The organism is Clostridium sp. JNZ X4-2 (genome assembly GCF_054889485.1).
In genome coordinates this window covers 1,108,309-1,132,530 of sequence record NZ_CM142685.1, presented here as the reverse complement: position 1 = coordinate 1,132,530, position 24,222 = coordinate 1,108,309, and the positions used below count along the sequence as shown (strand labels likewise).

Sequence of the window (24,222 nt, the reverse complement as noted above, 5' to 3'; positions counted from 1 at the left end):
TATAATTTTTAGTCATACTACTACCGGGATATTCACCTCCTTTTTTTATTGTTATGTTCTAATTTTAACCTTAATTCCAATATAATAAAAGCTTTTTTGAAAATAATTTTATTTTAATGCTTAATAAAAATGCCGGGCAGCTGAGCTGCCTGGCACTTTTATTTCAATTATTGTTCATTTGCTAGCTTTTTATATCCTTCAATTCTTGTAAATGCATCACTCTTAGTCTTTGCAAATAAAGCATCTGCCTGCTCTGGGAATTGTTTAGCAAGTGAAGAGTATCTAACCTCACCCATTAAGAATTCCTTAAAGTCTGCAGTTGGTTCCTTTGAATCCAGGCTAAATGATTTCTTACCCTCTGCCTTTAATTCCGGATTATATCTGTAAAGTGCCCAGTATCCACAATCAACAGCTTTTTTAGCTTCTCTCTGGCTCTTGCCCATTCCAGCTTTTAATCCATGATTTATACATGGAGCATAAGCTATTACAAGTGATGGTCCTTTATAAGCCTCTGCTTCTTTGATTGCCTTAAGAGCCTGAGCCTTATCTGCTCCCATAGAAATCTGGGATACATATACATATCCGTAAGTCATAGCCATCATTCCAAGATCTTTCTTCTTTGTCTTTTTACCACTTGCTGCAAACTTAGCCACAGCTGCTGTAGGAGTGGATTTTGAAGACTGTCCGCCTGTATTTGAATAAACTTCTGTATCAAGTACAAGTATATTTACATCTTCGCCTGATGCCAGTACATGGTCTAATCCGCCATATCCTATATCGTAAGCCCATCCGTCTCCGCCAACTATCCAATGAGATCTCTTGATTAAGAAATCCTTGTTTTCATAAATTTCATTTAATACAGGGTCATTTCCCTTTTCTTTTTCCAGTAAAGCTATTATTTTATCAGCTTTTTCTCTTGTACCTTCACCGTTGTCTATATTTTCAATCCAATCTTCAAAAGCAGCTTTTAATTCTGTGCTTAATTTTCCTTTTAAAGCTTCCTTTACACTTAACTCAAGTCTTTCTCTGGTCTGTTTTACTCCAAGGAACATACCCAGTCCATATTCCGCATTATCCTCAAACAATGAGTTAGCCCAGGATGGACCATGTCCTCTGTAATTAGTTGTGTATGGAGTTGTAGGTGCTGAAGCTCCCCAAATTGATGAACATCCTGTAGCATTTGCTATCATCATTCTGTCACCAAATAACTGGGTTACAAGTTTAACATAAGGAGTTTCCCCGCATCCTGCACAGGCTCCTGAGAACTCAAGCAGCGGCTGCTCGAATTGGCTTCCCTTTACATTAAATTTATTCATTGGATTATCTTTATGAGATACTGACATAGCATAATCCCATGCATCCGATTTATATAATTGAGTATCCAGCGGCTTCATGATAAGAGCTTTTTCTTTTGCCGGACATACATCGGCACAATTTCCACAGCCCTGGCAGTCATATGGTGAAACAGCCATTGTAAATTTAAGTCCCTTTGCTCCGCTTGCATCTTTGGCTTCAAATCCCGCAGGAGCTTTGGCCAGTTCTTCTTCAGTTGTAAGAACAGGTCTTATAGCTGCATGAGGGCATACAAAGGAACACTGATTACATTGTATACATTTGTCCACTTGCCATTCTGGAACAGATATAGCTATTCCTCTCTTCTCATAAGCTGCAGTTCCTGCCGGGAATGTACCATCTTCCATTCCAGCAAAAGTGCTTACCGGAAGTTTGTCTCCATCTTGTCTGTTCATAGGATCGGCTATTTTTGAAATAAATTCAGGAACATCTTTTACTGCTGCCGCTTCCTCTTCTGCATTTTTCCATGAAGCTGGTATATCTATCTTCACTACAGATTGAACACCCTTATCTATAGCTGCATTGTTCATGTCAACAACTTTTTGTCCTTTTTTGCCATAAGATGTTACAACTGCTTCTTTTAAATACTTAACAGCATCTTCTACTGGTATGATGTCTGCAATTTTGAAGAAAGCAGCCTGGCATATCATATTTATTCTTCCGCCAAGTCCAATTTCCTGAGCTATTTTAACAGCATTTAATGTATAGAATTCAATTTCATTATTTGCCATATACTTTTTCATTGATGCTGGTAATTCTTTTTCCAGTTCTTCTGGAGTCCAGATTGTATTTAATAAGAATTTACCACCTTTTTTAAGTCCTTCAAGTACATTGTATTTATGAACATAGGACTGGTTGTGTACAGCAATGAAATCAGCTTTGTCTATAAGATATGGTGATTTTATTGCTGATTTACCAAATCTTAAATGAGAAACTGTTATACCTCCGGATTTTTTGGAGTCATATGCAAAATATCCCTGGGCATACATATCCGTATGATCTCCTATGATCTTTATAGCACTCTTGTTTGCTCCTACGGTACCATCGGATCCAAGTCCCCAGAACTTACAAGCTGTAGTTCCTGCTGGAGTTGTATTTATATCTTCTCCTACTTTTAAAGATGTGTTTGTAACATCATCAACTATGCTTATTGTAAATCCATTCTTTGGAGCATCTGCCTTTAAGTTTTCAAACACTGGAAGAATGTGTGATGGTAACGTATCCTTGGAACCTAATCCATATCTTCCTCCAACTATAACTGGTTGTCCATCTTTGCCGTAGAATGCATTTTTAACATCCAGATAAAGAGGTTCTCCAATTGATCCAGGTTCTTTTGTTCTATCCAAAACTGCAATCTTCTTAACAGTCTTTGGTATATATTTAAAGAAATACTCTATTGAAAATGGTCTGTACAAATGAACTGTAAGCAATCCAACTTTTTCGCCCTTGTCGGTTAAATAATCGATTACTTCTTCTATAGTTTCACAAACAGAACCCATAGCTATTATAATTCTATCTGCATCTTTTGCACCATAATAATTAAACAGATGATATTCTCTTCCTGTAAGTTTATTTATTTCCTTCATGTAATTTTCAACTATTTCAGGAAGTGCATCATAATATTTATTAGGTGCCTCTCTTTCCTGGAAATATATATCTGGATTTTGAGCTGTACCACGAGTTACTGGATGATCCGGATTTAAAGCTCTTCTTCTAAAAGCATTTACAGCATCCATATCCACTAATTTTGCCAAATCGTCATATTCCAACAATTCAATTTTTTGGATTTCATGAGAAGTTCTGAATCCATCAAAAAAGTTTACAAATGGAACTCTTCCCTTTATTGCTGACAGATGTGCTACTGCAGCAAGATCCATAACCTGCTGTACTGAACTCTCTGCAAGCATGGCAAAGCCTGTCTGCCTTGCGGCCATGACATCCTGGTGATCACCAAATATATTAAGTGAGTTAGCTGCAACTGCCCTGGCTGTTACCTGGAATACTCCCGGCAATAATTCACCTGCAATCTTATACATATTAGGTATCATAAGCAATAGTCCCTGAGATGCAGTATAAGTAGTTGTAAGTGCTCCTGCCTGAAGTGAACCATGTACGGCTCCAGCTGCCCCTGCCTCTGATTGCATTTCCATAACCTTAACTTGCTGTCCAAAAATATTTTTTTTACCTTGAGCCACCCATTCATCTACATGTTCTGCCATTGGAGATGATGGAGTTATTGGATAAATAGCTGCCACATCAGTAAATGCGTAGGAAATATAAGCTGCTGCTGTATTTCCATCCATAGTTTTCTTTTTACTCATAAAAATTCCTCTCCTTTTTAGTATTGTAAATTTTAAGTATAAATGATTGTACTTTTTTTAGTTTTTAATATTGATACAGTAATTATATCACAATTAGTACAGCAATTATACTGCAGGCAAAAATTTTAATTAAAAAGTACAAAAAATATTTAGTTGTAATTTATTATGTTTTACAATTTTACTATACCTCAAAATACAAAAATTTTAAATACATAAAGTGATTTTTTAAAAATTTTAAAGCTAATAATTATTTCAGATCCATATAATTGGGGTGATAAAAACTATACTACAGATGCAATTTTTTCAAAATACAGCTGCATTTTGAACCTATAAAGCAAAAGAGAGCATCTACTATTAACAATAGACGATCCCTTTACTTATCACATTTTTATATGTTTTTATTTCACAAGCAATTTACCTAATTCCCCGGCTTTTTGCAATTGTTCATTGCCAGGTGCCTCTTTAACTGCCAGTTCTCCTACCACCTTGAATCCATAATCTTCTACAATCTTTTTCCATTCCTTTAAAAAAGCTCCCTCATCCCAGCCATAGGATCCAAATAATACAGCTTTTTTTCCCTGTATAGGAAGAAGTTTAAATTCTTTAATAAATGGAGCCATATAATCCTGCTCTATTTTGCTGTTGTCAAGAGACGGACTTCCAAAGGCCACAGCATCTGCAGAAGTTACATCTTCCACCCTGGCATCCTGTACATGTTTTATTGTTACCTTTGCTCCTTCGCTTTCTGCTCCCTTGGCAATTTTATCTGCCAGAACTTCTACATTCCCACCATTGCTCCAATATATTACGGCTACATTTTTCATATAATATCTCCACCTTTCAATTATTATTCAGCAGTGTATTGTGCCAGTATATATGTATATTTCTACATGTTCCCCACTTTTCCTTTTAAAAAATAGAAATAAAAATATTTTTTTCACAAAGTGCTTTATTAATTTAAAGTGTAAAACTCTCGTTCAAACCTAAAGACTGCCTGATTAATTACCGTATTTTTCAATCAGGTTTATAATTTTGCTCACCCCGTGACGGGCGGGACTTGTCTTCATGTTGTTTATGTATTTATTCCTTGATGCGTAGAGCTCTTCAATTTTATTTAAAAATACCTTTTGTGTCATTTTCTCCTCCTGCAGTACCATACTGTATCCGCTTTTTTCAAAAGAAGCTGCATTTAAAATCTGATCGCCTCTGCTTGAGGTTTTGGAAAGCGGTATAAGCAAATTTGGCTTTTTAAGTGCAAGTAATTCAAATATGACATTTGCACCTGCCCTGGACACAACTATATCTGCTGCATTCATTATATGGGGAAGCTCCCTGTTCAGATATTCAAATTGGATATATCCCTTTCGCATGTTCAGAGCTTTATCTACATTTCCTCTTCCGCATATGTGCACTATATTAAATACTCTCAAAAGCTCATTTAAAGAATTTCTCACTGTGTTGTTTATAAATACAGAACCAAGGCTTCCACCTATTATAAGAAGAATTGGCTTTTCATTTTCAAACCCGCATAATCTTCTTCCCATTATCCTGCTTCCATCCAAAAGTTCCTGTCTTATGGGAGTTCCAGTAAGGACGGCATCATGTCCTTTTATGCTTTTCAAGGATTCGGGAAATGTAACACAAATCTTTGTACAATAAGGTGCAGATAATTTGTTTGCAAGCCCAGGGGTAATATCCGATTCATGGATGATAACAGGTATTTTATTTAAATATGCGGCAATAACCACTGGTACTGACACAAATCCTCCTTTTGAAAACACTATGTTCGGTCTTTCTTTTTTCATTATGAGTACAGCCTGGAATATTCCCCTCAATACTCTGAAGGGATCCGTGAAGTTTTTTACATCAAAATACCTTCTCAATTTTCCACTTGAAATGACATGATATTTTATTTTTTCATCTTCTATTATTTTTCTCTCAATTCCATTTTTAGTTCCTATATATTGTATTTCATATCCCAGATCCTTTAGTTTAGGTACCAAAGCAAGGTTAGGTGTAACATGCCCGGCAGAGCCTCCACCCGTCAGTATTATTTTCTTCAAAATATATTTCCTCCCTGTAAATTTATGTTCATACCTTTAATTCAACATCTTAACATAAAATAGAAGTCAATCTAAAATCTTTTATTATAATCTGAATATTTTTATTTCCATTGAATTCATTAATGGATGGTGAAAATACAAAGTCCATTTTTATGTTGTGAAAATCATTGTTTAAAATTTTATTTCCATCTTTGTTCCCATAAGTCTCCAATATTAATTTCTTAAATTTTTCACCTCCGTTGAAATCCACAGCATCAACTTTTTTCAGACTATTTTTTAACCGGCAAAATAATTTTAGTACATTTTTATCCTTCCCTAGAAAATATACCTTAAATACATCTATATTCTTTTCACCAAAAACAGGTGCAGGATTTCCCTTTCCAAAGGGCTGTAATTTTTCTATATCCTCTAGTATATTAAATGATATATGCTCCAGTGGAAGCCTTTTATCTATTCTTATCTTAGGTATTATGTCTTCATCTGTAAGCCTGCAGTTTTCATTTAGTTTTTTTCTGAGTCTGTCTATATTTTCAGTGTCTATGGACAATCCTGCTGCCAGAGGATGTCCTCCAAAATTGTTCATTAATTCCTTGCATTTTAAAAGCTCCTCAAACATATTATAACCCTGGATAGATCTCCCTGACCCCTTGGACTGTTTCTCACTTTTTGTTATTACTATGGACGGCACGTTGTATTTTTCTTTAAGCCTCCCTGCAACTATGCCTGCTATGCTTTCATGTATATTATCTTTATATACCACAAGTACTTTATCCTTCTTTAAATCAGAATTTTCCACTTCATCCACCACTGCATTCAAACTGTCACTGGTCATATGCTGTCTTTGTATGTTCAGTTCATGAAGTTTTTCAGCAAGTTTCTCCACCTTTGCAGAATCCCTGCACAATAAAAGTTCCAATGCAACAGATGCACTGTCCAATCGTCCTGTGGCGTTTATGCAGGGCCCTATAATAAAACCTACATGATAAGAATTTATAATTTTTCCTTCCAGCTGGGTCTCCTTTATAAGTGCTTTTATACCGGGATTTTCAGTACTGTTGATCATTTCAAGCCCATTTTTGGCTATTATTCTATTTTCTCCTATTAAGTCTACCACATCACATATAGTTCCTATAGCTGCAAATTCTATAAATCTACAGGCTTCTTCTTCCCTTATACCAAACTTTTTATAAAGTACCTGAATAAATTTAAAAGCTACTCCTGCACCACAGAGCTGTTTAAATCCGTATGCACATCCCTTTTGTTTTGGATCTATAACAGCATCTGCTTCGGGTATTAAGAAATTTTTCTCACCTTTTCCCAAATCACTAAAAGGTATATCGTGATGATCCGTAACTACCACAGTCATCTCAAGTTCTTTTGCCCTTTTAACCTGATCTATGGCTGAAATGCCATTATCACAAGTTATTATAACTTCAACTCCTTCATCTTTTAATTGTTCCACACTGCTGATATTTATACCATATCCTTCGGTAATCCTGTTGGGGATATGATACCTTACTTTTGCACCGCATCTTAAAAGTCCGCAGTATAATATATAAGTGCTTATTACTCCATCCACGTCATAATCACCATATACCGCTATATTTTTATTTTTCTTTATAGCTCTGCATATTATATCGGTGCCCTTTTCCATGTCCTTCATAAGCATTGGATTCAAAAGCTTATGTATTGACGGATTTATAAAATTTTCTATTTCCCTCTCATTAGTTATTCCTCTGTTGGCAAGAATCTGTGCTGTAATTTCACTTATTCCTGATTTTTTAGAAATAGCCTTTATATCTTTTCTGCATCTTCTCAGCATCCATTTTGCACTCAATAAACCACCACCCTTTTTCAATGCACAATTGACAATTCATAATTGACAGTTCACTTTTTTCAGTTCACAGTTCACAATTTTTCAGTTTGCAGCTTAAGTTTATGATGATTTCAGGATCTGTACAGAAGGATCTTTTATGACCTTTTTTATGGTTTCAATTATATCATCTTCCTGAATTTCATCCAGCTGTTCCGTTTCATACGAATTGCAGTGATCATTAAATCTATTATACATAAGTTCCCACTCCACAACCTCTTTGCAGAACTCAATGGATTTTTCCCTTTTAATTTCTTTTTTCAGTTTCAGGCTTGAACTGAGCTTTTTTATTTTGTCACTGCTGAAATACCCTGTTGAATTTTTTAGTTTATTTATCATGTCATCTATTATATAAAGTGCCCTGTCTACATTTTCAGGCAGAGTGCTCATCTTTATTGAAAAAAGTTTTATACCCCTTTCATCCCTGATACTGCTCCCCACGTCATAGGCAATGCCTTCTTCAGTTCTTATTTTACTGAACAGCATACTGCCGGTTCCCTGTCCAAAAGCAGTATTAAACAGGCTAAGCGCTTTAAATTCCCTATAATTCAAATTATGAATATCAAATATGTACTGAATTTTTGCACCGATTATACCCGTCATTTCTTCTACAAATACAGCTGCATTATTTTCTTCATATAATGGTGTTTTATCTTCAACACCTTTTATAGAGTTTTTTTCCCACTTTCCAAAATATTTTTTTACCAAAGCAGCTATACTATCAAAATCCAGAGAGGAGCAAAAACACACAGTACAGTTTTCGGGAAAATAGAAGGTGTTATAAAATCTTTTTATTTCCTCTAATGTAATTGCCCCTATGCTGCTTTTATTTCCTATTATAAGTTCCCTTATCCTTCTTCCATTAAAGGAATTTTTAAAAAGTGTGTCCTCACAATGCTGATATATATCATCTTCCCAATCCCTGAGCTCTTGAAGTATTATATCCATTTCCTCTTTAAAACCCATCTTCGGGAACACTGGATTTAAAAGCACATCACTGTAGAGTTCAACTGCCCTTTTACAATCTGCAGAAAAACAGGTTCCATAATATATGGTATAAGGATAATTTGTCATGGCATTTTCAAAACCAAATATACTGTCAAATTCATCATTTATCTGCTTTTCATTTCTAATCTTGGTTCCTTTAGATATAACATGCTCCAGAGCATGAGCCGTACCCATATTAAATTGTGTACCTTCTTCTAGAGCTCCCGCATTAAATCCAATGCACAGGGAAGTGATTTTCCCCGGTCTATACTGATATAACAACTTTATTCCATTATCCAGCATGCATTCTTTCACGTCTTATCCTCTCTTTCCATCAAGTGATCCCGGAATCATCCGGGTTCACATTTTAAGACATTACCAAATTTAAAAGCATATCTTTTTTTAGATTTTCTACAGTATTTTCATCTGTAAGGTTTTCCAGAATTTTAAAGGCAAAATATATAGCCGTAGCCGGACCCCTGCTGGTTATTATATTTCCATCCTGAACTACAATTTCCCTGCTGTAATCAACCGGCTGGAGATCCGATTCAAATCCAGGATAGCAGGTTACCTTTTTGCCTTCAATTATTCCTGCTTTTTTTAATACTATGGGACCGGCACATATGGCTGCCACTATTTTATTTTCATCATTGAATTTCTTTACCAGACTTATGACTTTACCATCATCCCTGAGATTTGCCGCACCGGGCATACCTCCTGGTATTATAAGTACATCATATTTATCTACATCTGTGTCTTCAAGCAGACTATTGGCTTTTATGTGTATTTCATGGCATCCAGCTACATCTTTATCGGAATTTATAGAACAGGTTATACAGTGTATTCCCCCTCTTCTCAAAACATCTACGCAAGTAAGTGCTTCAACTTCTTCAAAGCCCCTGGCAAGTAAAACTATTGCCTTTTTCATAATATACCACCTCTAATAGATTATACCATAAATTTTTTCCATGCCCACTTATCTTAATACTTCTCACAGCAAATTTGTAAATTTTTAAATATACTGATAAAAAAATCCTAAAGTGAACAGGAATATCACCCTAGGATCTTGAAATCAAATATATTATATCTAAGTCACTATTCTGTAATCCTAGACAAATTTTCCACAAACTCAACATTGGGACTCTGTAATTATTTTGCCCATCCCATGGATCTATTTACAGCTTCATGCCATCCATCTAAAAGTTCAGTCCTTTTTTCTTCAGGCATATCTGGTTGAAATGTTCTGGATATAGCCCAATTTTTAGCTACTTCTTGTCTGTCACTCCAATATCCAACTGCAATACCGGCCAGATAAGCTGCGCCTAATGCGGTTGTCTCTATAACTTCCGGTCTGTCAACTTGAACATTTAAAATGTCTGACTGAAATTTCATCAAGAAATTATTAGCACAAGCTCCACCATCTACTTTTAAAGCTTTAAGAGCAATTCCTGAATCTTCTTCCATAGCCTTTAGTACATCATAAGTCTGATATGCAAGGGATTCAACTGTGGCCCTTATGAAATGTTCCTTTTTAGTTCCCCTGGTGATTCCAACCATAGTACCTCTTGCATAAGCATCCCAGTAAGGCGCTCCCAATCCTACAAATGCTGGAACCAGATATACTCCACCAGTATCATCTACATCCAGGCAGTATCTTTCAGATTCCGGGGCTGTTTTTATCATTCTAAGCTCATCCCTAATCCACTGTATTGCTGCTCCACCTACAAATATACTTCCTTCAAGTGCATATTCAACCTTGCCATCTATTCCAACTGCTATAGTTGTTAAAAGTCCATTTTTGGATTCTACTGCTTTTTCTCCAGTATTCATAAGCAGGAAGCATCCTGTACCATAAGTATTTTTCGCAGTTCCGGGTTGAAAACAAGTCTGGCCGAATAGAGCTGCCTGCTGATCTCCTGCATCTCCTGCTATTGGAATATTTACTCCGAACAAACTCTTGTCAGTCTCACCGTAAACGCAGCTGGATGGTTTTACTTCCGGCAGCATTGATTCAGGTATATTAAGCATATCTAAAAGATCTTTATCCCACTTTAACTCATGAATATTAAAAAGCATAGTTCTGGATGCATTGGTGTAATCAGTTACATGAACCTTGCCTTTAGTTAAATTCCAAATAAGCCAGGTATCCACATTTCCAAAAGCGAGATTTCCTTTATCTGCCTCTTTTCTGGCACCAGGCACATTATCTAAAATCCATTTTATTTTTGTAGCTGAGAAATATGCATCTAAAATCAATCCGGTCTTTTCTTTTATCATTTTATCTAGACCCTTAGCTCTTATTTCATCACACATACCAGCAGTTCTCCTGCACTGCCATACTATGGCATTATAAATTGGAAGTCCTGTTCTTTTGTCCCATACTACAGTGGTTTCCCTTTGATTAGTTATTCCTATAGCTTCAATATCTTCAGCTTTTATATTTTCCCTCAGAAGTGCCTCTGTTGCCACTCCAAATTGAGTTGCCCATATCTCTGTTGGATCATGTTCTACCCACCCGTTTTCCGGATAAATCTGCTTAAACTCTTTTTGAGCTACACTTACTGGCAGTCCCTGTTTATTAAATAATATACACCTGGAACTAGTTGTCCCCTGATCCAATGCCATAATATATTTTGCCATTTTACATCCTCCTTTATAATTTAGGTGAATCAAAATCTTATACAATACAAACCATGGAATTTCAAGACTCTTATTGCCTGCAGTTTTTGCACAACTTGAAATTCCATAGTTATATTACTTAATTTATAAATCCCACAATTTATGTGTAGTTGTGGATATAGCTATAGCTCCTGTAGATAGAGAATCCATGACATCTTTCTTTTCTTTTATAAGTCCGCCTGCTATTATGGGCACCTTAATTGCCTTTTCAAAAACGCTTATTATTTTGCTTGCTATTCCCGGCAGCACTTCCACTGCATCAGGATTAGTTTCATGTATATTTTTTATTCCTGTTTTAAGAGAAAGTGAATCCAATATAAACACCCTCTGTATTGTATATAAGTCCAATTGATTTGCATATTTGATATTAGAGGATTTAGTACTTATTATTCCATCTGGCCTGGCATATTCTTTTATATACTTTATTCCGGCAGCATCTCCTCTTAATCCTTCTATCAAATCAACATGTATAAATATAAATTTACTGTTTTTTCTCAATATATCACATATATGTGATATATTGAGTATATCGCCATAAAGTACAAACACTATGGCAGCCCTGCTTAAAACAGCTTTTTCCAAATCTTCATTATTTCTTATAGCTGCCACAATTGGATTCTCTATCAATTCTTCTTTGAGTCTAAGCATTAAAAAAACTTCCTTTTAATCAATTTAAACAGTTACTATAAGAATAACGCTGCAAATAGTAGTGCTCCAGCTATTCCCCCTGCTATTGTTGCAAATACTGGTATCCACGCATAAGTCCAATCGGAATCACCTTTTCCTGCTATAGGAAGTATGGCATGTGCAATTCTAGGTCCTAAGTCTCTGGCTGGGTTCATTGCATATCCGGTGGGTCCACCCAGTGAGCAACCTGTACTAACGATAAGAGCTCCTACAATAATAGCTCCCAATCCATCTGCAGTTTTAACCGTACCAATTGCAGCTATAAAGAATACTAAAGTAGCTGTAGCCAAAAACTCTGTTAAAAAGTTTGCAGGATAATTTCTTATAGCTGGTGCTGTACAGAATATACCAAGTTTTGCACCTTTATCCTCCGTTTCTTTCCAATGATCCAAGAAAGTAAGCCAGACAAGTATACCGCCTACTATACCTCCTAAGATTTGAGCTATAATATACCCGGGAACCTGTGCTACCGGAAACTTACCAATGGCTGCTAACGCTATAGTAAGTGCTGGATTAAACTGGTTGCTGAAATTTTGAAATGCAAATGCTGGAAGCGCAACTGCGAGACCCCAACCAATAGCTATAACTATCCAACCACCGTTTTGGGCTTTGCTCTTACCAAGAGTGCAGTTAGCAACAGTAGCATCTCCTAGATAAACCAGTAAAGCGGTTCCAACAAATTCTGCTAATAAATGTGACATGATATTATTCCCCCTAACTTCATAATTATGTTAATTTAAATTAACAATCAATATAAATATAAATTAATAATTCTAAAGGCATAGTGAATCGATTACAGTGTAAAATCCTAAACCCACTCACAAAAGGGCCTACTCAAAATAAGCCAAATATTTTGACTTTTTAAAAGCGGCTCTCCTCTCTCTGCCTTTTATTAATATATTCTGTGATAGTGCCCTCATTATATCTACCTCTTTTTTCCTGATTTTCTCTTACAATAACGGTTACAGGATTTTAACCAATTTCCCTTTATACCATATATTTAATTATACATTACTTTTATCTATTATTTTGCAAATTATTGCTTAATTTAATACCTATATTAACTATTCAAATTTGTATTTTTTATATCTATTTATGTACTTTTTTTACATCTAAATTTAAGCCTGAACTCCAGGGGAGGATAATTTTAATCCTAAAATTACTGTTATAGTATAGAAAAAGAGTCTACTCAAAAGAAGCCAAATACATTGACTCTTTAAAAGCGGCTCTCTTTTCTCTGCCTTTTATTAATATACATATATTATAATACACTAACAACAATATTACAATATGCTTCTAAATTATCGTCATTTTTGATAATGAATATTTTTAACATACCTCTATAATCTTATCATCCAAAGTCATTAAAATGACATTTTTACCCTTGCCGGCCCTATTTTGAAGAGAGATATCCCTTACCTTTATTTTTACTTTATTTCCCTTTGATGAAATCAAATTTAAAGTACAATTCATTTTATTCTCACTGTCAATGATCAAAGAGTATATTACCTCATTATCTTCCTTTAAATTCATGCCCATTACTCCTGAGGCCAATTTTCCCATGGTGCTCACAGCACTTCCCCTAAATTTTATTGCCATGCCGGCATCGCTTATTAATAGTATTTGAAGCTTTTCAATTTCACTGTACTCTACATTTATTAAAAAATCTCCCTTATCCTTAAATTTATATGCTGTATCCCATAAATTTATATCTTTAAATTCCGTTAAAAGTGTCTTTTTCACCATGCCATATCTAGAAAAAAAGTACATATATCCGGAATTAAAATCCTCTATGGAAATGACTTTAAGTATACTGTCAACGTCTATGTCTCCCATAAGTTTTGTAATGTTTATTCCACACTTATCTATATTTTGAAGCATAAAGGCAGGCATGGAAAAGACCTTTCCGTCAGCAGTAAATATAAGTATAGTGCACTTTGCATTTGTGAGTACATTTTTATATGCTCTCCCCGCATTTGAAGCTTTAATTATTCCAGATTTATTCAAATTTATGTAAAAATTTTTATATTCATCCGAATCTGCCAATTCAACCTTTGATATTTTATCTCCCTCTGGTAATGTAAAAAGTCCGTTAGTGACTATATTTCTATCTTCTGTAGTTATTTTTGGTACCTTTAACTTAAAATTAAGACCTATCTTTGTAGTCACATTTATAAAGTCTATTTGTGAATTTCTATCCATGAGCTTTACGTCTGTAAGTTCTTCCCCTTTTTTTAATTTCAATGCCATAAGCTTGGTATAATTTGTAATAAAGGATTCCATTTTTGTTTTCTTTATTCCACCCGTAGTTGTAAAAAATATAAAATCTTGTTTTGACTTTAGATTTTTTATACTGTATACCGCAATTATATTTTCTTTGGACAAATCAAGGCTTCTTATTAAATTATCAAGCTTTTCGCCTTTTTCTTTCCACTTGAATTCAGGAATATCCCCTCCCTTTATGTTATACACATTACCCTTATCCGTAAAAAACATAATTGTATCTTTTGTATTGGAGTTTATTAAGTACTTATTAAAATCTCCTTCTCTATATTTTATATCTTCAATTTGCCCATTAGACCGACTATAGCTTTTTGTGGAAACTCTTTTTATAAAAGCTTCATTGGACATGGTAATAATTATGTCTTCTTCCAGCATAAGCTCTTCTTCATCTATTCTGGCCTTTTCGTCTTCTTCTATAATGGAGGTTTTTCTATCATCACCGTATTTTTTGCCAATTTCTATTAATTCCTTTTTTACAACTTTCAAAACTTCCGCTTCACTGCTCAGTATCCTTGTAAGCCTTTTTATTATTTTTAAAAGATTTTTATGTTCTTTCTCAAAAGATACTATTTCAAGTCCTGTAAGTCTATATAACATGAGTTCCAATATGGCCTGTGCCTGTGGACTTGTAAATTGAAATTTTTCCATAAGATTTGAAGCAGCATCTTTTTTAGATTTGGAACTTCTTATGGTTTTTATAATTTCATCCATTATGCCTATGGCCTTTATAAATCCTTCTACAATATGAAATCTGGAATTTGCTGCATCCAGTTCTCTTTTAGTTCTTCTTCTTACAATTTCCTTCTGATAATCCACATAGTAATTCAATATAGTTTTAAGTCCCATGGTTTCAGGTTTTCCATTAGCCAAGGCCACCATATTAAATGATACGTTACACTGCAAATCCGTTTTTTTAAACAGATATTTTAGAATTTTCTTCACCAGATTTACATCAGCTGACCTTTTAAATTCTATTACTGCCCTTATACCTCTTCTATCCGACTCATCTCTTATATCAGATATGGGTTCAAATACCTTTGCATGTTTTTTATCTGCAGTCATTTCAGAAATGATCTGAAGTAATTTGGCCTTGCTCCTCCTATAGGGAAATTCTGTTATAACTATGGCCAGTTTTCCACTGTCCAGCTTTTCTATAGAAGTTTTAGCCCTTAAGGTAACTCTTCCTTCACCTGTTTTATAAGCGGAGATAAGAGATTTCTTTCCTATTATTATTCCTCCTGTAGGAAGATCTGGACCTTTAATATAACCCATAAGATCCTCAGTGGTTATATTTGGATTATCAATATATGCTGCTGCAGCTCCAATTACTTCCTTCAAATTATGCGGCGGAATATTAGTTGCAAGCCCTACAGCTATCCCAAAAGCTCCATTTACAAGCAGATTGGGATATCTTGCTGGAATAACTTCAGGTTCCTTTTCTGAACCCGAATAATTATCCACCATATTCACCACATCTTTTTCTATATCCTTCATCATTTCCATGGCAATAGGAGTAAGACGTGCTTCTGTATAACGCATGGCTGCAGCACTATCACCATCCTGGCTTCCCCAATTGCCATGCCCGTCTATAAGAGGCATTCTAGTGGTAAAATTTTGAGCCAATATTACCATGGCATCATATACAGAAGTATCACCATGGGGATGATATTTTCCCAATATGTCTCCTACTATTCTGGCAGATTTATAATAGGGTTTATCCGGAAATGCCTTTAACATGTAACTTCCATATATTATTCTTCTGTGTACAGGTTTTAACCCATCTCTCACATCAGGAAGTGCCCTGTCTTTTGCCACTTCCACTGCATAGGGAAGATAATTATCTGGCATAGCTTCTTCTATTGGAATTTTTATTATGTTGTTGTCTTTTGGAATTACTACTTTGGTTGCCAAGTAAATTCACTCCTAATCTTTTTCAATTGACAATCCTTTTCTAATTCACAATGCACAGTGTACAATTCACAGTTAATGAGGATTTTTCTGCAAAAAATCTATATTATAGATTTTCTAAAGTTCAGCGAAAGAAAATTTTCCATAAATTGTGAATTATGAATTATCAATTGTGAATTGTCTAAAATTGTGCGTACTTATACATGTACTTTTTTCTAGGTGCCACTACATCTCCCATAAGCAGAGATATCATTTTTTCCGCCTTAACAGCATCATCTATAGTTATCTGCTGGAGAGTCCTGCTCTCAGGGTTCAAGGTGGTTTGCCAAAGCTGATCAGGATTCATCTCGCCTAAACCTTTGTACCTCTGAATAAGTGCACCAGAACCCACTTCTTTTTTTGCTTCTAAAAGCTGTCCATCACTATAAGCATACCTGGTTACATCCTTTCCCCTGCTCTGCTTATAAACTTTGTAAAGAGGTGGAAGTGCTATATACAAGTGGGCATTTGAAATAAGTTCCCTCATATACCTATATATATAAGTCATCCACAACGCCCTTATATGGTACCCGTCTACATCAGCATCACTTAATATTATAATCTTATTATATCTCAAATCCTCCTCCCTGTAATTTTCCAGCATTCCTGTACCGATGGCCGTATTGAATATTTTTAACTCTTCGCTTCCCAGTACATTTTCCAGTTTCTGCTTTTCCGTATTCATTATTTTACCCTTAGACGGCATTATGGTCTGAAAGCGCCTGTCCCTTGCCTGCTTCGCAGATCCCCCTGCGGAATCACCTTCCACTACTATAAATTCACATTTTGATGAATCTTTCAGGGTACATACTGCAATTTTCCCAGCAAGAGGTGCAGCCCCTTTTCCTATTTTCTTTTTTTCTGCATCGTTTATCTTTTTTATTTTTTCCCTTCTTGCTGCAGCGTTAATGGCATTATTTATTATAACAGAAGCCATGCTCTTATTGTCTTCTATCCATTCAGAAAGTTTAGTATAGGAAAGATCATTCATCATAGTATAAGCTTCTGTATTTCCCAATTTAGTCTTAGTCTGCCCCTCAAATATTGGATTATTTATTCTTATTTTAACTATGGCGGTCATTCCTTCCCTCAAATCATCTCCCTCAAATTCCCTGTCTTTTTCCTTTAATAAATTCAGCTTTTTCGCCCATTCCTTAAATGCCCTGGTCATGCCGGTTTTAAATCCACTTTCATGGGTTCCGGATTCTGTAGTTGGAATATTGTTTACATAACTTGCTATATGATAAGTGGTGGAATCAGTAAATTGAATACACACCTCCCCCTCCATGTCCATATCTCCAATATGTCTTTCTCCTTCAAATAATATAGGATTTTTATGAAGAGGTGTCTTGCTCTCGTTTAAATATTCTATAAAATCCAGGAGTCCTCTTTCCGAATGATATTCCTTCTGTATCTTATTTCCATCCCAATTGCATATGAATTTTAAAGTTATGCCTTTATTTTGAAAAGCTAATTCTCTCAGTCTTTCCTCTATTACATCCAGTTTGAAATCAACTGTGGAAAATACCCTTTCATCCGGCATAAAAGTCACCTTAGTACCCGTTTCCCTAGTGTTTCCCTTTACTTCAAGATCAGTTACAGGCGTTCCCGGCATATCTTTTTTAAGCAGTTTGTCATAAGCATACTCAAATCTCTGTGCATATATATGTCCATTTTGTTTAACTTCCACTTCCATCCATCTGGATAAAGCATTTACTACCGCTGCCCCTACACCATGAAGCCCTCCAGAGGTCTTATAAACCTCATTATTAAATTTTCCTCCCGTATGAAGTTGAGTAAATACCATTTCCACCCCATTTATTTTTTTTACAGGATGAATACCTGTAGGAATGCCCCTGCCATTATCTATTACAGACACACTTCCATCTTCATTTAGTATTACGCAAGCTCTATCTCCAAATCCATTTGAAATTTCATCTATGGAATTATCCAATATTTCCCATATACAATGATGAAGACCTCTGCTTCCCGTAGAACCTATATACATACCGGGTCTAATCCGCACTGGCTCTAGTTTTTCCAGGGAGGTTAGAGAATTTACATCATAAACATCACTTTTTGTAGTTATATTTTTCATTTATTTTCCTCCAAAATTATGCCATATAATTTACCCTTTGCTTTTTCATATAGTATTCCAATAACAAACAGTAAATTCCTTCTTGCTTCTTAAAATCAATTCCCTCTAAAATTCAAAAAAGCCTTCTGAAATTATTAAAGAAGGTATATAACTGAAGTTTAAACTTCAAAATTATTATATATATATAAGTCCAATTATGCAAATTTGCTATAATAGAAGATCATCATATCGGCTTATTAAATTTTCGTCAGGAGATGTGATTAAGATACTTTTAAAATGAAAATAAAGCATATGGTGATTACATTACATTTTTCTAAACCACATGCTTTATAAACACTTCACCTTGATGAAATGGATTAGATTTTAATTTCTCCATTTTTTATTTTCTTCGCTAAATCTTTTACCTTTTTCTCAATTATTTTTGCTGTTTTATCAAATTCCACATTACCCTTTCCCGTAGGATCTTCAATTCCCCAGTCTTCCTCGTATTTAGATGGTAAGAATGGACATGCAACATTGCAGCCCATTTTTATCACTATATCTATTTCAGGTAAATCATCAATCAACTTAACATGTTGAATTTCACTTATATCAATATTATATAATTTTTTAATTACTCTAATTGCATCTTTATTTATTTCAGATTTAATTTCAGTGCCAGCTGAGTATGAATCAAATACTTCACTTCCATATAATCTTCCTATTGCCTCAGCCATCTGTGATCTACATGAGTTATGGACACATATAAAAGCCACTTTTGGTCTCATTTTTTCCTCCTCTGAGGGGTCAGACCCCAACCTTTCCATCTTTTTCTCCAGTGCAATGCTACATTTACAAGCCCTATCATTACAGGCACTTCAATCAATGGTCCTATTACCGCTGTAAAAGCTTCCTTTGACTCTATTCCAAATACAGCAACGGCTACAGCTATGGCAAGTTCAAAGTTATTGCTCGCAGCAGTAAATGAAAGTGTAGCTGTCTTTTTATAGTCTATACCTGATTTATAACTTATAAAAAATGAAACTGAGAACATAACTGCAAAATAGATTACAAGTGGTATGGCAATCCTAACTACATCTAAAGGTAATTCTATAATATACTTTCCCTTAAAAGTAAACATCACAACAATAGTGAACAACAATGCTATCAAAGCCAGCGGACTTATTTTTGGTATAAACTTTTTTGTATACCATTCAGTGCCCATCTTAGGCTCCAACAGTAATCTTGTTAACATTCCAAGTGCAAAAGGAATTCCAAGGTAGACTGCAACGGAAGAAGCAATTTTTCCCATGGAAATATCTACACTGTATCCGGTAAGTCCGAACCAGGTTGGAAGTACAGTTATAAATATATAGGCATATATGGAATAAAATATAACCTGGAATATAGAGTTAAAAGCTACAAGTGCAGCTGCATATTCCGTATCGCCATCTGCAAGGCTGTTCCATATGATGACCATGGCAATACATCTTGCAATTCCAATGAGGATAAGACCTGTCATATATGCAGGATAAGCATGTAAAAATATTACTGCAAGTGCAAACATAAGTATAGGTCCTATTATCCAGTTCTGAATAAGTGATAGAGATAATACCTTGGGATTTCTAAATACCTTTCCAAGTTCTTTATAGTTCACTTTGGCAAGGGGCGGATACATCATTACAATAAGTCCTATTGCAATTGGAATGGATGTAGTCCCAACAGACAAACTGGATAGTCCTCTTGATATGCCCGGCACTCCCCAGCCAAGTAAAATTCCTGCAAACATAGCAAGAAATATCCAAAGCGTCAAATAACGATCAAGTAATGATAGTCTAGATGATTTGCTTTCCATAATATACCTCCTGTTTTCTTTAATTTAATAGATCAAACAATTTTTTGCCTTTAACTTCTTCTGCTTTCCACTCTATTAATGCAAAATTTCCGTTGGAAATTTCACTTATCTTATTTATCCATGGTATTTCATTGCTTGCTTTAGCTTTGAGTACACTATTTGTAGTATTAGCTGCATACATACTTGAATTTATAACCCACCATTTACTTGCAATTCCCGCACGTTTCAGATCTGCTTCAAGACGCATGGATTCGTAAACTGGAGTATCTTCAGCCAAAGTCACAATAATAACCTCCGTGTCATGGGAATTTTTAAGCTTTGGTAAAAGATCCTTCACCGATTGGGGTGTGTTGCCTTCGGATCGCTGTATTTCCCTATTGTAGCTCTGGGTGGAATCCAGCAGAAGAAGAGTATGCCCTGTAGGGGCGGTATCTATAACCACAACTTCATCCTTAGACTTTTCCACTATTTCTGCAAAAGCTCTGAATACAGCTATTTCCTGGGTGCAGGGGGACCTAAGATCCTCTTTAATATATGCTATGTCATCTTCATTCATGGTCTCTCTTACCTTGCTCAATACTTCTTCCCTATACTTTTTCAGCTCTTCTTTTTCGTCAATTTGACTCAATGTAATCCCACAGTCTTTATCTAGAACAAATTTTAGATGTGCTGCCGGGTCAGTGGTAGTTAAATGAACTCTTTTACCTTTTTTAGAAAGTCCCAGTGCAATGGCAGCTGCAATGGTAGTCTTGCCTACTCCGCCTTTTCCCATAGTAAATATCACTTTTTTGTCTGTATTGTACAACTCATCAATTATATCCTTTAACTTAAATACTTTATTTGCATTTAACTTTACACTGCTGTATTCAATATTATCCTCTTTTAAAAATGCCCTTATATTTTTAAGCCCTGTTATATTGTATGGTCTAAGTGGTATTTCATAGGTTTCAAGATCTTTTAAGCTTTTAGGTGAACTCTCCAAAGCATTCCTCTGTTTTGAGTAAATTGCATCTGAAATATTGTCATCATGAATTCCAAGAACTCCATTGATTATTAGTATTTGATTATTTATTCCTATATCCTTAAGTTCTTTAGATGCTCTCTCTGCCTCTTTTAAAGGGGTGATTTCAGGTCGTGATACAAGTATTAGAGTAGTTTCCATTTTATCCGATAAAGTTATAACTGCATTTTTATACAATTCTTTTTTATCCTCAAGTCCTGATAACTGCCCCAGACATGAAGCCCCATGAATGCTTTCACCAATAAAATTACTCCAGGCTGAAGGCAGCTGAAGCATTCTCAGTGTATGGCCCGTTGGTGCTGTATCAAATATTATATGATCGAATTCTTTTTCTATATTTTCATCAGTGATAAAATTTGAAAACTCATTAAAAGCAGCTATTTCGACAGTGCAGGAACCAGAAAGCTGTTCTTCCATATTTTTAACAGCTGCTTCCGGCAGTTTGCCACGATATGGAGCTATTACACTTTCCCTGTACTCTGCAGCTGCTTCCTCAGGATTTAGATTTGCAACTATTAAATTCGGTACCTCTTTAATCTTAACACCCTTATTATTAAGCTCTGTACTGAATACATCCTGTAAATTAGAAGCTGGATCCGTACTTATAAGCATTATCTTCTTCCCCTGGTCTGCAAGGGCAACTGCAGTGGCGCAGGCAGCTGAAGTCTTGCCCACACCACCCTTGCCAGTAAAAAACAAATACTTAGTCAAATTTATATTATCGGGATTAAATTTTTTAAACATTAACAGCATCCCCCTCTGCAGTCACAGCCCTTAGACTTAATTTTCAGTCCAGTTTTCAAATAGTCTTCTGATATATCAAGGAATTTGCAGAACTCTTTATTTGTGGGATATGCTTTTGTCTTTACTATTGCATTGTCCACCATAGTTACCGGCAGCACATCCGTACCTTCCCTATTTAATATTTCATTAATAATCTTGTTGTCAACAAATATCTGCGGATTACCTGTTAAATTATATCTCTCAATTGCAGCACCTTTTTTGTTAAGATTATCAATAACAGTAGAAACTCTCAGCAATTCCGGATCTATGGAAGGTCCACATACACCTGTAGAACAACACATTGCCGGATCAAAAATTATCATTTTTTTCATATAAATCTCTCCTCCATAATACAAATTTATTCTTCATTGTCAGTTTCACATAAACCAGTGCTTTGGCATTTGCAGATACATTCCTCTGTATCTGTCATGATATTCATTAAAAACAACACCAGCTTATTTGCATTAGTATTATCCAATGAATAGTGACTCCATACTCCTTCTTTTCTGCATTTAACAAGCTTACAATCCATCAGCACTTTCATGTGGTGCGATAAGGTGGGCTGCGTAAAATTAAAGTTTTCCAGTAAATCACAGGCACATTTTTCGCCACAGGAAAGTATATCAATAATTCTTAATCTGTTTTGATCAGACAATGCCTTGAATATTTTTGCGTTTAGTTCATAATCCAAATTCATAAAGTCACCTCTTATATAGATAATGGTCTATATAAACAATATAGACCATTATCTATATAGTGTCAATATAATTATTTTACTTATTAAAAAATAGACTATCATATATATAACAGCCTATGTAATAGATATTTATCTGTTACTGCAGTTTTATTTGTGCGCTTTTACATATGCACCTGCAAATGCTCCGTCAATAAGATCTAAGTCAATGTCTTTTACTGTTTCATCAAGATATTTGTTTTTTAGAAAAGTTTCTTCTATAATTGATTTAGTGTAAATGTGTACTGGTTTTACTTCAACATTCTTAAATCCTACTTTTTCAAGAATACTCCCGTATTCTTGAATATTAAGAGTTCCGCCCAGACAGCCGCACCACATTCCTGCTTTTTCTCTTAGAGCTAAAGGAATATACTTAATAGTAATAATATCTGCAATAGCAAGACGTCCACCGTTTTTCAAGACCCTGTATGCTTCTGACAAAGCTTTTTCTTTATTATCTGATAAATTAATTACACAGTTTGACATAATAACATCAATGGTTTTATTTTGAAGGGGTATATCTTCAATAAAACCTTTTAGAAACTCAACATTTTCCACACCCATTTTTTCTTTATTTTTATTAGCAAGTTCCAGCATTTCATCAGTCATATCTAAGCCATAAACTTTTCCAGTTGATCCAACGTATTTTGAGGACATAAGTACGTTAATGCCACCACCGCTTCCTAGATCAAGTACAGTTTCACCTTCCTTTAGTTCTGCAAATAGTACAGGGTTTGCACAGCCTAAAGATGCTTCCACTGCTTCTTTTGGCAAATCGTTTAAATTTTCCCCTTCATAAATAAGTGAAGATTTGCTTATATCACCACAACAGGAAGATGTTGAACAGCAGTTATTTCCCACTCCACTATTAACTTTCTTTGCAATTTTACCATAATATTTTTTTACCTTATTTTTTACATCAGATTTCATTTATATCGTTCTCCCTTCATTTTATTATTTACAGCATTCATTTTTGCTAATAGCGTCAACAAGCATTTCTATACTCTCCATTACCTGTCCTTGTTTATTTTCAGGTATAAAATTATAAATTTTTTTAAAGTATAAATTCATCCCTTCCTCAATACCTTTAAAAATTTTCATACCACTTTCAGTAAGAGATATAGTTACATATCTTCTGTCCTGCGGATCAATATCTCGTTTTACTAACTCGTTAGTAACAAGGTTATTTACAGTTCTGCTCATTGTACTATTTTTAAGATTTAATAATTGAGCCAGTTCATTTAATGAGATATTTTCTGCACGCCCTATCTCTACTAAGGCATGACATTGAGTCATTGTTATTCCACAACACACAATTTCGCTTTCACTCAATATTCCCAGCTTTCTTTCAAGTGTTCTAATCATTTCCCGTAATTGTTTTGATTTATCTATATCGCTCACAAATAATTACCTCCTGCAATTATTGTATCATAAAACAATTAGAATATGCAACTATTATTTAATTCTAATTTGTTTCCAGTGCTGTAAATTTTGTTTCAAAGAAACTTACTCTGGAAACTGATCAAAGTATCAGCATTCCCAATCTTTTTCTAAAGAACT

At 34.9% G+C, this 24,222-nt stretch carries 18 protein-coding genes; all 18 read right to left on the bottom strand.

Going from position 1 to position 24,222, the window contains the following annotated elements:
• Positions 1-167 precede the first annotated feature (167 nt).
• Entirely contained in the window at positions 168-3,674 is a 3,507-nt protein-coding gene (gene nifJ, locus ACYUJ6_RS05325; protein WP_461844806.1) for a pyruvate:ferredoxin (flavodoxin) oxidoreductase, read from the bottom strand.
• A 398-nt stretch (positions 3,675-4,072) separates the two neighbouring features.
• Positions 4,073-4,498 (bottom strand): flavodoxin, encoded by a 426-nt coding sequence (locus tag ACYUJ6_RS05320; protein WP_461844805.1) that lies wholly within the window; start codon positions 4,496-4,498, stop codon positions 4,073-4,075.
• 174 nt (positions 4,499-4,672) lie between these two features.
• A complete protein-coding gene (locus ACYUJ6_RS05315; protein ID WP_461844804.1) occupies positions 4,673-5,737 on the bottom strand; it encodes an undecaprenyldiphospho-muramoylpentapeptide beta-N-acetylglucosaminyltransferase in 1,065 nt (354 codons plus the stop codon).
• 49 nt (positions 5,738-5,786) lie between these two features.
• Complete coding sequence (recJ, locus tag ACYUJ6_RS05310) at positions 5,787-7,574, bottom strand: single-stranded-DNA-specific exonuclease RecJ (protein WP_461844803.1); 1,788 nt, start codon at positions 7,572-7,574, stop codon at positions 5,787-5,789.
• Positions 7,575-7,673: 99 nt separating this feature from the next.
• On the bottom strand, positions 7,674-8,912 hold the full coding sequence (locus ACYUJ6_RS05305; protein ID WP_461844802.1) for a M16 family metallopeptidase: 1,239 nt from the start codon (positions 8,910-8,912) through the stop codon (positions 7,674-7,676).
• Between the two features lie 52 nt (positions 8,913-8,964).
• Complete coding sequence (locus ACYUJ6_RS05300; protein ID WP_461844801.1) at positions 8,965-9,525, bottom strand: DJ-1 family glyoxalase III; 561 nt, start codon at positions 9,523-9,525, stop codon at positions 8,965-8,967.
• A gap of 221 nt (positions 9,526-9,746) precedes the next feature.
• Positions 9,747-11,237, bottom strand: coding sequence for a glycerol kinase GlpK (gene glpK / locus ACYUJ6_RS05295; RefSeq protein WP_461844800.1), 1,491 nt, complete (start codon positions 11,235-11,237; stop codon positions 9,747-9,749).
• Between the two features lie 123 nt (positions 11,238-11,360).
• On the bottom strand, positions 11,361-11,924 hold the full coding sequence (locus ACYUJ6_RS05290; protein WP_369702725.1) for a glycerol-3-phosphate responsive antiterminator: 564 nt from the start codon (positions 11,922-11,924) through the stop codon (positions 11,361-11,363).
• A 35-nt stretch (positions 11,925-11,959) separates the two neighbouring features.
• Complete coding sequence (locus ACYUJ6_RS05285; protein ID WP_461844799.1) at positions 11,960-12,664, bottom strand: MIP/aquaporin family protein; 705 nt, start codon at positions 12,662-12,664, stop codon at positions 11,960-11,962.
• 628 nt (positions 12,665-13,292) lie between these two features.
• On the bottom strand, positions 13,293-16,157 hold the full coding sequence (locus tag ACYUJ6_RS05280; protein WP_461844798.1) for a DNA topoisomerase IV subunit A: 2,865 nt from the start codon (positions 16,155-16,157) through the stop codon (positions 13,293-13,295).
• A gap of 178 nt (positions 16,158-16,335) precedes the next feature.
• Positions 16,336-18,291 carry a DNA gyrase/topoisomerase IV subunit B gene (locus ACYUJ6_RS05275; RefSeq protein ID WP_461844797.1) on the bottom strand — a complete coding sequence of 652 codons (1,956 nt, stop codon included), beginning with the start codon at positions 18,289-18,291 and terminating at the stop codon, positions 16,336-16,338.
• 356 nt (positions 18,292-18,647) lie between these two features.
• The gene (locus ACYUJ6_RS05270; RefSeq protein ID WP_461844796.1) at positions 18,648-19,058 is read right to left on the bottom strand and encodes an arsenate reductase ArsC; all 411 of its coding nucleotides are present in this window, start codon (positions 19,056-19,058) and stop codon (positions 18,648-18,650) included.
• A complete protein-coding gene (gene arsB, locus ACYUJ6_RS05265; RefSeq protein WP_461844795.1) occupies positions 19,055-20,125 on the bottom strand; it encodes an ACR3 family arsenite efflux transporter in 1,071 nt (356 codons plus the stop codon). Before arsB ends, ACYUJ6_RS05270 begins: the two co-directional genes overlap by 4 nt.
• 19 nt (positions 20,126-20,144) lie before the next feature.
• A complete protein-coding gene (gene arsA, locus ACYUJ6_RS05260) occupies positions 20,145-21,890 on the bottom strand; it encodes an arsenical pump-driving ATPase (RefSeq protein ID WP_461844794.1) in 1,746 nt (581 codons plus the stop codon).
• Positions 21,890-22,261, bottom strand: a complete 372-nt coding sequence (arsD, locus tag ACYUJ6_RS05255; protein ID WP_461844793.1) for an arsenite efflux transporter metallochaperone ArsD — start codon at positions 22,259-22,261, stop codon at positions 21,890-21,892. The genes arsA and arsD overlap by 1 nt, the downstream gene beginning before the upstream one ends.
• A 26-nt stretch (positions 22,262-22,287) precedes the next feature.
• Positions 22,288-22,626 (bottom strand): ArsR/SmtB family transcription factor, encoded by a 339-nt coding sequence (locus ACYUJ6_RS05250; protein WP_369702738.1) that lies wholly within the window; start codon positions 22,624-22,626, stop codon positions 22,288-22,290.
• A gap of 147 nt (positions 22,627-22,773) precedes the next feature.
• A complete protein-coding gene (arsM, locus tag ACYUJ6_RS05245; RefSeq protein WP_461844792.1) occupies positions 22,774-23,592 on the bottom strand; it encodes an arsenite methyltransferase in 819 nt (272 codons plus the stop codon).
• A 24-nt stretch (positions 23,593-23,616) separates the two neighbouring features.
• On the bottom strand, positions 23,617-24,027 hold the full coding sequence (locus tag ACYUJ6_RS05240; RefSeq protein ID WP_461845447.1) for a MarR family winged helix-turn-helix transcriptional regulator: 411 nt from the start codon (positions 24,025-24,027) through the stop codon (positions 23,617-23,619).
• Between the last annotated feature and the right edge of the window lie 195 nt (positions 24,028-24,222).